This window comes from Ruminococcus sp. zg-924, assembly GCF_024433635.1.
Classification (GTDB): Bacteria; Bacillota; Clostridia; order Oscillospirales; family Acutalibacteraceae; genus UBA7067.
In genome coordinates, this window is the sequence record NZ_WNJZ01000011.1 from 22,695 (window position 1) to 35,247 (window position 12,553).

Sequence of the window (12,553 nt, forward strand, 5' to 3'; positions counted from 1 at the left end):
CCAAAGAGTTATCTGTAATATTACGGTTTACAGGTTAAGTCCAGGAATGTTGAATACTGCGAGCATTGAAACAAGGAGAGCAAGAATAGCGTATGTTTCAACCATTGCAGGTAACAGGATTGTTTTACCGAACTGGTCCGGTCTTTTTGAAATTGTGCCTATACCTGCAACTGAGCAGTTTCCTTGATAAATAGCTGAGAAAAGTCCTGCAAAAGCTATTGGCAGGCTTGCTGCAAGATAGAGAAGTCCTTTTGTAACTGAGATGTTAGGGTCGCCGCCAAGAACACCGATGTTTGAGAGAATAAGGAATGCTACGAGCAAGCCGTAGATACCCTGTGTTGCCGGCAAAAGCTGAAAGATAAGAACCTTACCAAATTTAGACGGATCCTCAGCCAAAACACCGGAAGCTGCAACACCTGCTCTGCCAACACCGATTGCCGAACCTGTACCTGCAAGGAATGTTGCCAAAGCCGCACCCAAAAGTCCGAAAAATATACCTAAATTATCCATTATTAATGTCCTCCTTGATATTGTAATGCTTTGTATTAATTTTAAAGGGAGCGAATTTCTCGCCGCCGCCCTCATAAAATTTGCCGAAGAATTCAACAAACTGCAATCGGTTTGTATGAACATAAGCGCCAAGCGCATTTATGCCGATATTTAGCGTATGACCGATAAGGAACACGATAATAAACGGTATTACGCCGAATCCGCCGCCGAACATACTGCCTATCTGGTTGAAAACCTGCGCAATAACGCCGGTTGCAAGTCCGAGTGCGAGCAGTCTTGAATATGAGAGAATATCGCTTAAATAGCTTGTCACGCCGTAAACGCCGTAAATTCCCTTTAACAGCCGTTTAACGGGTTTAGAGCCTCTTCCGCTGAAGAAAAGTATTATTAAAGCGCCGATAAGTGCACAAACACCGCCGATTGTAAGGAATATTGGCGGCAGTGTAAAGCCTGTCATTGATTTAAGCATATCCATTGAAAGCAATGCGAGTATGCCGCCGCCGACAAGCAGATACCAGCTTAACACATCGAATACTGCGTCAAGCGGCTTTCCGTTTTTGATTGACATATATCCGCTTATACCTAATCCTACAAAGATGTGAATAATACCGAACAGGAAACAAAACATCAGAAGAGTCATCGAATTTGTTCCCTGTATCGGGTCAAACCACAGTGCAGGGAACTTCCAGTCTGCATTAAAGAAGGTTTTGCCGATAACCGTTATCGCATCGCCAAAAAAGCTTCCGTACATTGCGCCCCAGAAGGTAGTGGAGATTCCGCAGAAAAAGAACATTTTTATGCTCTTTTTAAGACCATCCTCCATATTCTTGAATTTTAGCAGGACTATGGCACAGGCAATTGTCATAACTAAGCCGTAGCCGGCGTCTGAGAACATCATACCGAAGAAAATATAGTAGAATATCGCCATAATGCCTGTTGGGTCAAATTCGTATCTCTTAGGCATACTGTACGTTTCAAGCACGCTTTCAACAGGTTGGGTCAGCACATTATTTTTAAGGACTATTGGGATTTCCTCATTTTCCGGAATATCCTGACATTCCACAACAGCGTCAAACGTCTGTGATAGATACTGCACAAGCGGCTGTGCGTCCTTTTCACTTATATAGCCTTTCAGAAAGAATGTGTGCCGTGTGTTTACAAGCTTTTCAAGCTCGCCGTATTTTTCGGCTCGCATAACATAATAGTCCTCCATAAACTTGAAGGTATCACGGCTTTTTTCAAAAGCTTTAATTTTCTCTTCATCATCTGCAATGCCTTTTTCAAGGTTCTTAATTCGTTCCTTTAGCTTGAGGATTCTTTCAGCCGGAGGATATTTTGATACAACGCTGGGTGCACTGTACCCAATTTTCCTCAGAGCCTCCTCCATAAAAGCCTGCTCTGATTTTTTGCAGATTATGAAAACACAGGTCATTTCCTTTGATGAGCTTATCACCTCAACCTCAGCAGAGGAAATGTTTGGGTTTTGCTCGGCTATTTTCATTAAAATCTGTTCGTAGCTAAGAAGCTCCGGAAAAGTTCCGATAAATGCTGCGCTTGAGTCAGTACCCTTGAACCTCATTGAAATATCAAGGCTTTTCCATGGGAGCAGCGCCTCTATCTGGTATTCATACTTGGCTATATCCGCCCGTTTTTCGGAAAGTCCTTTATCAAGAGCTATTACACTGTTTGCTTCACGCATAACGTCAATAGACCTCGAAACAAGGCTGTAATACTGCTGTGTTGAAAGCTGATCTCTGCCCTTGAACATATCAAGCATTGACGATTTCTCCGGAAAATAGCGCAGTAAAATTTCATACGCTTTGGCTGCTGTCGCAGAGTTTTTCATAAACAGCGACTGCTGCTGAGCTGTTTCCTCCTTAACGAAAACTCCGCCGTCATATTCAAGCGGTGAAATTTCAATTACGCCTCGTCGCTGCAACGCCTCCATAATCGCTTTTCGCTTTGTTTTCAATGCGCAGATACTTATCTGCTGCATTTTTACAACTGACAAGGTTTAACACCTCCGTTATTAAATTATCTTTTCTATAATCTTTTTTATTGCTTCGTCTTCTCTTGCTGTGCAGCTTTTATAAAGCTTTTGTGCATCAGACTCAGCCTGCTGTTTAGCTTCATCAAGAACGGTTTCAGCCTGCTTATGCGCCGCTTCAAGCTGCTTTGCACGCTGCTGCTGCGCCACTTCTATGGCAGACGAAGCCTGAGTGCGAGCATTTTGCTCCGAATTTTTAATAATTTCCTCTGCCTGCCTCCTTGCCGCAGCTTCATCTTCAATTGATTTTTGCTCGGCTTGCTTAATTTTGTTTACTGTGTCGAGTGCCATCTGACCACCCTCCATTTTTATATTAACTACTATTCTACACAAATTCGTGGCTTGTGTCAATGTTGTTTTATTATAATTTAACATTTATGCAGGATAATTCTGTAAATCTTGCATATTTGCCGTGTTTTTTTTGCTTTAAATCGCAAAACTAAAGAATGATTACTGATTTTATTTAAAATATTATAGTGCTTTTGTGACAAGAAATATACGCCGACGGTGAGATAATAACAATACAAAAGCGGGGTGATATTTATTAAAAGAGTTATCTATATTGATGTGCTGATATGTCTTAACCTGATTATCAATTATTTTATTTTGGTGTCCGTCGGGCGTATGTTAAGCCGTAATGTACGGCAGCTAAGGCTTATTTTTGGCGCATTGTTCGGCGCTTTCTGCTCGCTTATTATACTTTTGCCGCCTATGAACAGCGTCATAAGCTTTGCTGTTAAGCTTATTGTGTCACTTCTTATATGTCTTATAAGCTTTAAATATGGCGGGATTAAAAGCCTTCTTAAAAACACTGCCGCTTTTTTTATGATTAGCTTTTTATTCTGCGGCGTTATGATTGCACTGTGGTTTACCTTTACGCCGAAAGGAATGGTGATAAACAACAGCACGGTGTATTTTAATATTTCGCCACTTTTACTTATTGTATCATCGCTTGTTACATATTCCGTTGTCCGTCTTGTATGCCGCATAACTGGCAGAAAAAAGCCGCAGGAGCTTTATTATACAGTAAAAATCCTGCGCAGCGGCAATGAAGCAATACTAAAAGGAAAGCTTGACACCGGATGCAGCCTTGTTGAGCCATTCAGCGGCAGTCCTGTAATAGTATGTGAAAAAGAAAAAATCAAAAGTATTATACCCGAAAATATTCTTGAATACGAAAAATGCCTTGCCTGCTGTGCAAAGCCCGAAAAAATACGCCTGATACCTTATAGCACAATAAAAGGCAACGGACTTTTACCGAGCTTTAAGCCTGACAGAGTTTTTATAGGCGAAAGCTTATGCTTGAATGAAATATTTATTGCTGTATCAAGCCGAGGGATTACTGAAAGTGAAATTGGGTGCATTATTAATCCGCAGTGTTTAGATTAACAAATATGGATTAATATAGCTGAAAGGAGATACAATTTTATTATGAAGAAAAAAATCAAGTATATTATAACGCTGCTGCTGAAAGCCGCAGGGATAATCAAGGATGTACACTATATCAACGGGTCGCAGACTCTACCACCCCCTCTTTCAAAGGAAGAGGAGGCAGAGGTTATGAAAAAGATTGAAAATGGCGACAAAGACGCAAGAGAACCGCTTATTACACATAATCTGCGACTTGTTGTTTACATAGCAAAAAAGTTTGAAACAGCAGGAGCCGGCGTTGAGGACTTGATTTCGATAGGGACTATCGGCTTGATTAAGGCGGTAAACACCTTTTGCCCTGAGAAAAATATCAAGCTTGCAACCTACGCCTCACGTTGCATAGAAAACGAAATACTTATGTATCTGCGAAAAAGCTCACAACTTAAAAATGAAATTTCCATTGACGAGCCGCTAAACGTCGACTGGGACGGAAACGAGCTTCTGCTGAGCGATATTCTCGGCAGTGACAGCGATACTATAAACATAAGAGTTGAGCAGGAGGCTGATATTGTTTTGCTCAACGAGGCTGTAAGCAGACTTTGTGAAAGAGAAAAAATGATAATGCAGCTGCGTTTTGGTCTGTTAGGCTGCAAGGAGCATACTCAAAAGGAGGTAGCTGATATGCTTGGTATTTCGCAGTCTTACATTTCAAGGCTTGAAAAGAAAATAATAAAAAAGCTGAAAAAAGAGCTTGGAAATGTAATTTGAATGTATGAATTGAAAAACGAGGTAAAAAATACTATTGTTCCTGTGAGAGGAAATATTTTATGAAAGGAATTTTCAAATGAAAAAAATAATTACAGCAGTATTAAGTGCATTTATGTGCCTTCTTGTTTTCGCAAGCTGTAACGGCGACAACGGCAAGATTGGCAACGGAAATAACGGCACAATTAAGGACAACCAAAGCGCCACTGAAAACGTAAGTTCGGCTACATCGCCAGACAACAATAATAACAACGCAAACAACCAACAGAAAGAAACCAACAATAACAACGATAATGACAATAATAATCCCGGACAGGATATTATCGGCGGAGCAGGAGATGTTGTAAGCGACGCCGGTGAAGTTGCAGGCGACGCTGCGCAAGGAGTCGGCGACATTGTGTCAGACGGCGCATCGGCAATTGATAATGCAGTTGACGGAAACGACAACAACAACGAAGACAATAGCGACAACGAGAACAACTGATAATAACAGCAAACGGACCGGAGCAATGGAGCTTCGGTCCGTTTTGTATCTTTTATTAGATTGGCAATTCAAGGTTAACACCACGACCGTCAGTCTGCTTCACTGACAGCTGCCCTCAAGAGGATCTGAAGCTAACCCAAAATTTCGTTTTGTTTCTTTTTGCTCAGCCCATGAAGAACCAACTCATACGATTTTGTCAGCATTTCCTTCAACAGCTCGTCGGGAACATTGCCATTATACCTTACCGAATTCCAATGAACCTTGTTCATATAATACCCAGGAATAATATCCTCATATTGGGTTCTGAGAAATTCACCCTCCATTGGTTCCAATTTTAAGGTTATGTAATACGGCTGATTATCGTCGTCAAGGCAAATAGCCGCAAAAATTTTGCCGCCGATAAAGTATCTAATCCAGTTCCACTCTTCCTTGAAATCTCTTGTTACACCTGTTTTACTTAAAAGAAATTCATCAATCCATTCATATTTCATTAGTTTTCCCTCCTGTTAGGTCCCCAAGCTTTTCCGCTTATTCTGCCAACTATGTTAAGCACCGCACCTCTTGGTGCAAAGCGATGCACAACCGACTGCATTTTTGAAAGAGCACCGTCTGTTTTGAACGCTCTTTTACTATTGTCAAGCGTTTTTAATGCTGTTTTCACTACCTGAGCAGGCGTTCTCATATTGTCGGTTACATTGCCGCTTTTATCAAAAAAGTGAGTTTGCGTAGGGCCGGGACACACTGCAAACACACGCACACCTCTGTTTCTGTATTCGTAGCTTATGCTCTCGGTAAAAGAAAGGATATACGCCTTTGTTGCGGCATATACAGCGGAATACGGAAACGGTGTAAAGGACACACAGGAGCCAAGATTAATTATTGCCCCTCTGCCAGCCTTGCTCATATCCTTGATAAACAAATAGGTAAGCTCCGTCATAGTTGTTACGTTAAGCATTATTTCCTCGTGTTGTTTCAGATAATCGGTAGTATGGAGCAGTCCTGTTGTTGCGAAACCAGCGTTATTGATAAGCTTATCAACCGTAAGCTTTCGGCTTATTACCTCATTATACAAGGTATCAGCAATATGCTCAAGAGATAAATCAAGGGCGATTACCTCAACCTTAATTCCGTGTTTCTCACGCAGGTTTTTCGCAATTATTTCAAGTTTGTCTTTTGAACGGGAAACCAAAATAAGGTTATCACCTCTCTTTGCAAAGGCTTTAGCAAATTCCTTGCCAATTCCCGAAGACGCTCCTGTTATTAAAGTATAATTATCCATAAGCTCAAGCTCCTTTCCTTTAGTATTTGTAGGTATATGTAAAATATGCCAAAGTAAACTCCCGGCTGATTTCTCAACCGGGAGTCTTAGTAATTATCAAGTTGAACTGTTCCAAACAGCAGCCAAAGTAATCAATTACACATTAAGATCCTTGAGCAAATCCTCGCCGAGAACCTTTTGAATACCGATATTGATTGAACGATATTCCTCAACAATATTCTTGAGATATTCCCTGCCCTCTTCTTCAAGATGATAGTACTTGCGAAGTCTCTTTCCGACTATTTCCTGTCTGTCGGAAATGACGCCCTTCTCAATCAAGCGATAAAGCGTTGGATAGAGCGAGCCTTCGGGCATAACAAAGTAACCCTCACTGCGCTGCTTAAGCTCCTGTGCCAGTTGATAGCCGTACATATCTTCTTTCTCTAAAAGGAAGAGGATAAGCATCTCGGAAGTGCCCTTCTTCAAGTTTTCTGAAATTCCCATCGTAATCCTCCTTAAAACGAATAACTAAATAAAGATATATATATTGTATCTTTGCGTAATCATTGTACAACATATTCGGAAAACTTACAACAGTTTATAATAAGATTTTTTCTTCTTTAGCAAAATTTGTGTAAACTATCCAATGAATAAGCTTTATTTAGTTGAATAAGCGAACAAATTTGTCATTAGAAATAGAGGAAATTTAGTGCGCAAAAAGCAGGGGTATAATAACCTTATATTTAATTGTTGCGTTTTATCTTTGATAATATTTTGCGTGAGTTGTATACACTAATAACTATAATAGCAATGGCTACGCCCAAAACAATGCCTCCCAAAACATCTGTTGGGTAGTGGACGTATAAATACAGCCTTGAAAAGGCAGTTAATGTTGCAACAACATAGGCAGCAACACCGAACTTCTTGTTAAAGTAAAAAATTACGGTAGCCGAGGCAAACGACACTGCACTGTGGCTTGACGGAAAAGAATATCCGTGAGGTGGAGAAATCATCAATTGGATATCGGGATTTTCCAAAAACGGCCTTGGTCTGCACACAAGATTTTTAATTATCAGCTCACTGCTGACAAATGTTATAACCAGAGTAATAAGCAAAAGCAAGCCTGCTTTACGGTACTTTTTTGTTATCAGCATTATTATTCCCGTTAATATCCAAACCTCGCCGTGTTCTACAATGTTCGTAAAGAAAATCAGAATACTGCTGAAAACAGGATTCTCCAAATTCTGTTGAATAAAGTTTAAGATTTCAATTTCCATTAACGCTGTCCAATCTACGAGATAAACAGGCTAAAATATATTCTCTTTGTTATCTCGTCAATATTGTCTATCTCATTTGAGAAGGTAAGCTTCAGGTTAAAAAGCTCTTTTCCTTCCTTTATAGGCACAATTACACGCTTAACAAGCTTTTCATCGCTCACCTTATCAGTAATAATAATCACCTTGGCATAGTATAGCTGTGTTGTTTCTATTGTTGCGCCAATAAGCTCGGCTAAGTTTTGCTGGCGCCGAAACAACTCGTCCTGTGCCAACGGTTTTGGCAGCTTGACACGCTCAAGCTCCACTACAAGCGGCGACGAATAAATGTCATCAGCACAGTCACTTGAATAAGCTATGACATCGTGATTCTGAAAATCACGCTTCCATTCAAACGCAGTCGGAACGCTTACAACATAATCCAGCATATGTATTTGTATTCCAGCGCCAAAGTTCAAGTACCCTCTTCTCTGCTTTAAATCTATTCCAAGCTCCTTAGCCTGCTTTTTCATTTCCTCAGAAATATTGTTTGCTGCATCTCTGATTTCGTGCGCAACATAGCTTCCTTCACAATAACCTCCGCCGTAAATCTCGCTGTAGCCTCCTGTTGTAACCTTTGGCTGAGCCGTATTTTCATTTTTGGATACAATTTTATCTTCCGGAATATTCTCAGAAATATCCTCAGTATTGCTCACTTTAAGCTTATCTGCCTCTGACAAATTTATCGCCTCCGATTACCAATAGGTACATTATACAATAACACTTAAACAATTGCAATGAAAAATCATCTTGCAAAGCTATTAAAAATCGTTATAATTGTTAAAATTCCGCAGCTTTTCAGTTAAAAATAACAATTCCACCTACAAAAAAATATATGTTTTTACTTTAGAAAGACTCAAGGGCTGCACAACGGAGTAATTTGCGCAGCCCTTGAGTTATATACTTTTGTATCATATTTGTTTGTGAATTATTCAAGTGCCATCATCACAATGTTTTAGAGTTTCACACAGTTATTCCTGCATTTCTCTTTTTTTCACCGGTTTTGAAACAGCCTTTACTATTTCGTACCACATAACGCTTACCACAGCTATTGCAAAGGATGCAAGAAGAGAAACAACTGACAACGGCTCAAGCTTTAAGAATGAATTAATCGGTGAATATAGCACAAGCAGCACCAAAGCAATTGTACCCAATGATGTTACCCACATTACTTTATCGTGGGCAAGTGCTTTTATTGAACGAAAGGCATAGTCCTTTTCACTGGAGTTGACAAAAACAAGCAAAAGATTTGAAAACATTATTATTGTTAAAGACATAGAACGGGCATAGCTGCTGTTTCCGGTTTGATTGAGTATAAATAAATATGTTCCAAATGAAGCAGCAAATATAACAATACCCTGCACTATGCTTTTAATTATACCCGAAAGCTTTATAATCGGCTCTGACGGATTGCGAGGAGGTCGGCTCATAATATTGCTCTCAGCAGGCTGGCGTTCAAGGACTATTGAGCAGGTCGGGTCAATTAAAAGCTCAAGAAGCACAACGTGCAAAGGCAGAAGCATCAGCTCACCTGAGGATATGCCGAGCATCGGAGCCAAAAGAGAAGCAAGTGCAATAGGAATATGAATAGTAAAGATGTAACCTATTGCCTTTCTTATATTGTCAAATATTCTTCTGCCGTCCCTTACTGTATCAACAATAGTTGAGAAATTATCGTCAAGCAGAATAAGGTCGGCGGCTTCACGGGAAACCTCACTGCCTCTTTTGCCCATTGCTATGCCTATATCGGCATACTTCAATGCAGGAGCGTCATTAACGCCGTCGCCTGTCATTGCAACAATCTCTCCGTTTCTGCGCAGAGCCTTAACTATTCTCATTTTATGCTCAGGTATTACTCGTGAGAAAATGTTTGCGTGACGAACAGCTTCACAAAGTTCATCATCGCTCATTTTTTCAAGCATATCGCCTGTTATTATATCGCTTGAATTTTCTATTCCTACCTGACTTGCTATGCTTGACGCTGTAAAGCCGTTATCACCTGTTATCATTACAACCCTTATTCCGGCTTTTTTGCAGGTTTCAATATCAGCTGCAACCAACTCTCTCGGTGGGTCTGCAAGACCTACCAAGCCCAGAAAACTCAGCTTGCAGTCTGTAAGCTCATGCGGAATTTCCTCCGAAGAATTTACATTCTGACTTGCAACAGCTATAACACGCAAGCCTTTTGATGACATTTCCTCCGCCTTTTCAGAAACATCTTTGTAAGCTTCATCTGACAAAGAGCAAAGCGAACTAATTTTTTCAAAGGACCCTTTTGCGGCTATAATAATCTTTCCGTCCTTATTCCAAACGTGACCCATCATTTTGCTTTTGTTTGTGAAGGCGTATTCCGTTACAAGCTCCCCCGAAAACAGCTCTTTCACGGAAATGCCGTTTGCTTCACAAAAGCTGAGCATTGCCTTTTCCATTGGGTCATAGCACTCAACCTCACACGCCATGCCCATAATTTCGCAAAGCTCTTTCTCAGTACAGTTGTAAGTATGAAAATTAGTTACCGTCATTTCGTTCATCGTGATTGTGCCTGTTTTGTCAACACAAAGTACCGAAACCGCTCCGAGTGTTTCAACGGAAGGCATTGTCCGCACAAGCGAGCTTTTTCTTGCAAGCCTCCAAGCGCCCATTGAGAGAAACACTGTAAGAACAACAGGAAACTCCTCCGGTATCATAGCCATAGCAAGCGTTATGCCCGACAAAATGCTTTCAACAAGCCTATCTGAAAATGATGGAATTGTGAGGTTCAAAAATGTAATCAGCGTTACAAGCACAAACAGAACAGCCGCAATGACAGCACAAACCTTAACAAGCTTATTAGTCTGCTTTTGCAGAGGTGTCGGCATATCGGGCGCTTGTGCTACATTCTTGCCTATCTTGCCATACTCTGTTGAAGTGCCTGTTGCAGTTACAAGAATTGACGCACTGCCCTGAGTACAAAGCGTACCGGCATAGCACATATCACTGCGCCAATAATCACCGCCTGCATCGGGATTTGCTATATCAGTTTTCCAAACACCCTCAGACTCGCCTGTAAGCGAGGATTCATTTACACAAAAATCACTGCACTTAATTATTTCACCGTCAGCAGGAATTTTAACACCCTCAACAACGAGCATTATATCACCCGGTACAAGCTCTGTGCTAAGAATAGTCTGTTCCTTGCCGTCACGGATTACCATTGTATGCGGTGCTGAAAGATTTTTAAGCGCACTTATGGTTTTGTCGGTTTTCCATTCCTGCACAAAGTCAATCGTGATTATAGCAATAACAAAAACCAGCATTATTGCTCCGTCACGAGGCTCACCTAAGATAAAGTAAATTACAGCTGCGACCAGAAGCAGTATGAACATCGGCTCCGCTATTGTATGCAGCAGCTTTAAAATAAATCCGTCCTTCTTTTGTGGCACAAGCTCGTTTCTGCCGTATTTTTGCAGCAGAATCTTCGCTTGTTCAGTTGTCAGTCCTTCATAGATATTTTTTTCACTCATTTTATTCGCCTCCTAAGTTTTGTCAAAACATTTTCAACGCAGATACAAAAAGCACCTGCGGGAATACTACTGTCCCGCAGATGCTTATAATCTGCTGCCTTGAGGCCCGGCATATGATAATACATTGCCTGTTCAGTTTGTACTGTTGATTTACATTTGCTAAAATGTTTTGCAGTGCAAAGAGTGTTTGATAAGTATATCATACGGTATAATAAACGTCAACATTTTTTTAATAATTCACACTTCCGAAATTTTAAAAAATTCACACTTCCGAAAAGACAGTTTCAATACACCTTTTACAGCCCTCCGGCGAATATAAAAACGAGTCAAGGTGGTCGCCGCTAAAGTAGTATTTCGGCTTTTCGGGACGGATTTTATAGTCAAACGAATCTATAATAATAAGCTTGATTTTCATACGCTCAGGTATAATGCTTTTTATGTATACGCTCGCCTGCTGACCTGTTTTTATATCTTCCTTAAGCTCCGCAAGTCCGGCAAGGTTAGGGGTCAACTCTACAAATGCACCGTAGTCCTCAACCGAGCGAATTATGCCTGCTACCGTTTCTCCTGCCTTGAAATCACGTACATTCTCGTTCCACGTTCCAAGAAGCTCCTTGTGTGACAGGCTGATTCTTCCGTTTTCTATATTCTTAATAATAGCCTTAATATCCATACCGACGTTAAACCGCTCGGACGGATGCTCTATTCTTGAAACGGATATACTGTCAATAGGCAAAAGTGCAATTACGCCGCAGCCTATGTCAACAAATGCTCCGAAGCTTTCAAGGTGCGTTATCTTGCCAATAGTTACATCACCGTTTCTAAGCTTGCTTATTTTCGCCTCAACGCATTTTTCCTGCGCTTTTCTGCGTGAAAGGTAGGCGCAGGGATTGCCTAAAGCGTCATTTTCTATTCTCTCAACAATAAAGCAAACAGGTCGGTTAACACGTGATATTACCGCTATATCCTTGACTGTGCCCTCTCTTATTCCGATAGCTCCTTCTTCCCTTGGTATAACGCCCTTCATACAACCCAAATCAACAATCAGGTTATGGTCGCTGTCACATATAATTGCTCTCGCCTCAAGTATTCTATTGTCTGCGCATGCCTCGGCAATACTCGTTTTTGAGCGCAAAGCGGATATATTTCCTGCGGTTTCTATTAATCTGCCCTCAGGATAAAATTCTGTCATTTTTCTTCCTCCCATAATATAGGTTTTCTATGCCATTATATTAAGGTGGGTAGGGAAATATTACAGTGTGAAGTATGATGCCCCATTTATAATTATGAATAAAGTTCTTC

The 12,553-nt window shown here is 40.7% G+C and carries 13 protein-coding genes and 1 riboswitch; of the genes, 3 read left to right on the plus strand and 10 right to left on the minus strand.

Annotated elements, in window-relative coordinates:
• Positions 1-27 precede the first annotated feature (27 nt).
• Genes GMA13_RS06435 through GMA13_RS06445 form a run of 3 tightly spaced genes read right to left on the minus strand, consistent with a single transcriptional unit; the run spans position 28 to position 2,848 of the window.
• Entirely contained in the window at positions 28-510 is a 483-nt protein-coding gene (locus GMA13_RS06435) for a V-type ATP synthase subunit K (RefSeq protein WP_255883271.1), read from the minus strand.
• Complete coding sequence (locus tag GMA13_RS06440) at positions 503-2,521, minus strand: V-type ATP synthase subunit I (RefSeq protein ID WP_255883272.1); 2,019 nt, start codon at positions 2,519-2,521, stop codon at positions 503-505. The genes GMA13_RS06435 and GMA13_RS06440 overlap by 8 nt, the downstream gene beginning before the upstream one ends.
• Positions 2,522-2,539: 18 nt before the next feature.
• Entirely contained in the window at positions 2,540-2,848 is a 309-nt protein-coding gene (locus GMA13_RS06445) for a hypothetical protein (RefSeq protein ID WP_255883273.1), read from the minus strand.
• A gap of 243 nt (positions 2,849-3,091) precedes the next feature.
• Here GMA13_RS06445 and GMA13_RS06450 point away from each other — a divergent pair, with 243 nt between their 5' ends.
• The 3 genes from GMA13_RS06450 (at position 3,092) to GMA13_RS06460 (ending at position 5,177) form a co-directional block, all read left to right on the plus strand.
• Entirely contained in the window at positions 3,092-3,946 is an 855-nt protein-coding gene (locus GMA13_RS06450) for a sigma-E processing peptidase SpoIIGA (protein WP_255883274.1), read from the plus strand.
• A 42-nt stretch (positions 3,947-3,988) separates the two neighbouring features.
• Positions 3,989-4,696, plus strand: coding sequence for an RNA polymerase sporulation sigma factor SigE (gene sigE, locus GMA13_RS06455; protein WP_255883275.1), 708 nt, complete (start codon positions 3,989-3,991; stop codon positions 4,694-4,696).
• Positions 4,697-4,772: 76 nt separating this feature from the next.
• The gene (locus GMA13_RS06460; RefSeq protein WP_255883276.1) at positions 4,773-5,177 is read left to right on the plus strand and encodes a hypothetical protein; all 405 of its coding nucleotides are present in this window, start codon (positions 4,773-4,775) and stop codon (positions 5,175-5,177) included.
• A gap of 131 nt (positions 5,178-5,308) precedes the next feature.
• On the opposite strand, the gene GMA13_RS06465 is transcribed toward GMA13_RS06460, so the two are convergent.
• The 7 genes from GMA13_RS06465 to GMA13_RS06495 form a co-directional block, all read right to left on the minus strand.
• Positions 5,309-5,668 carry an MmcQ/YjbR family DNA-binding protein gene (locus tag GMA13_RS06465; protein WP_255883277.1) on the minus strand — a complete coding sequence of 120 codons (360 nt, stop codon included), beginning with the start codon at positions 5,666-5,668 and terminating at the stop codon, positions 5,309-5,311.
• Positions 5,668-6,456, minus strand: a complete 789-nt coding sequence (locus GMA13_RS06470) for an SDR family oxidoreductase (RefSeq protein ID WP_255883278.1) — start codon at positions 6,454-6,456, stop codon at positions 5,668-5,670. The genes GMA13_RS06465 and GMA13_RS06470 overlap by 1 nt, the downstream gene beginning before the upstream one ends.
• Positions 6,457-6,591: 135 nt before the next feature.
• Positions 6,592-6,939, minus strand: coding sequence for a PadR family transcriptional regulator (locus tag GMA13_RS06475; protein ID WP_255883279.1), 348 nt, complete (start codon positions 6,937-6,939; stop codon positions 6,592-6,594).
• 239 nt (positions 6,940-7,178) lie between these two features.
• A complete protein-coding gene (locus GMA13_RS06480; RefSeq protein WP_255883280.1) occupies positions 7,179-7,712 on the minus strand; it encodes a phosphatase PAP2 family protein in 534 nt (177 codons plus the stop codon).
• A gap of 14 nt (positions 7,713-7,726) precedes the next feature.
• Positions 7,727-8,428: a hypothetical protein gene (locus GMA13_RS06485; RefSeq protein ID WP_255883281.1), complete on the minus strand. Its 702-nt coding sequence runs from the start codon at positions 8,426-8,428 to the stop codon at positions 7,727-7,729.
• Positions 8,429-8,719: 291 nt separating this feature from the next.
• Positions 8,720-11,251: a cation-translocating P-type ATPase gene (locus GMA13_RS06490; RefSeq protein ID WP_255883283.1), complete on the minus strand. Its 2,532-nt coding sequence runs from the start codon at positions 11,249-11,251 to the stop codon at positions 8,720-8,722.
• 67 nt (positions 11,252-11,318) lie between these two features.
• A riboswitch (NiCo riboswitch) is annotated at positions 11,319-11,397 on the minus strand.
• Between the two features lie 116 nt (positions 11,398-11,513).
• Positions 11,514-12,443, minus strand: coding sequence for a S1 RNA-binding domain-containing protein (locus GMA13_RS06495; protein ID WP_255883284.1), 930 nt, complete (start codon positions 12,441-12,443; stop codon positions 11,514-11,516).
• Positions 12,444-12,553: the final 110 nt, after the last annotated feature.

What these genes read in the sequence shown, in the direction of transcription:
- GMA13_RS06475 (WP_255883279.1), bottom strand. Translation starts at nt 6,939, where the DNA reads ATGGGAATTTCAGAAAACTTGAAGAAGGGCACTTCCGAGATGCTTATC.
- GMA13_RS06445 (WP_255883273.1), bottom strand. Translation starts at nt 2,848, where the DNA reads ATGGCACTCGACACAGTAAACAAAATTAAGCAAGCCGAGCAAAAATCA.
- sigE (WP_255883275.1), top strand. Translation starts at nt 3,989, where the DNA reads ATGAAGAAAAAAATCAAGTATATTATAACGCTGCTGCTGAAAGCCGCA.
- GMA13_RS06460 (WP_255883276.1), top strand. Translation starts at nt 4,773, where the DNA reads ATGAAAAAAATAATTACAGCAGTATTAAGTGCATTTATGTGCCTTCTT.
- GMA13_RS06490 (WP_255883283.1), bottom strand. Translation starts at nt 11,251, where the DNA reads ATGAGTGAAAAAAATATCTATGAAGGACTGACAACTGAACAAGCGAAG.
- GMA13_RS06495 (WP_255883284.1), bottom strand. Translation starts at nt 12,443, where the DNA reads ATGACAGAATTTTATCCTGAGGGCAGATTAATAGAAACCGCAGGAAAT.
- GMA13_RS06480 (WP_255883280.1), bottom strand. Translation starts at nt 7,712, where the DNA reads ATGGAAATTGAAATCTTAAACTTTATTCAACAGAATTTGGAGAATCCT.
- GMA13_RS06435 (WP_255883271.1), bottom strand. Translation starts at nt 510, where the DNA reads ATGGATAATTTAGGTATATTTTTCGGACTTTTGGGTGCGGCTTTGGCA.
- GMA13_RS06465 (WP_255883277.1), bottom strand. Translation starts at nt 5,668, where the DNA reads ATGAAATATGAATGGATTGATGAATTTCTTTTAAGTAAAACAGGTGTA.
- GMA13_RS06470 (WP_255883278.1), bottom strand. Translation starts at nt 6,456, where the DNA reads ATGGATAATTATACTTTAATAACAGGAGCGTCTTCGGGAATTGGCAAG.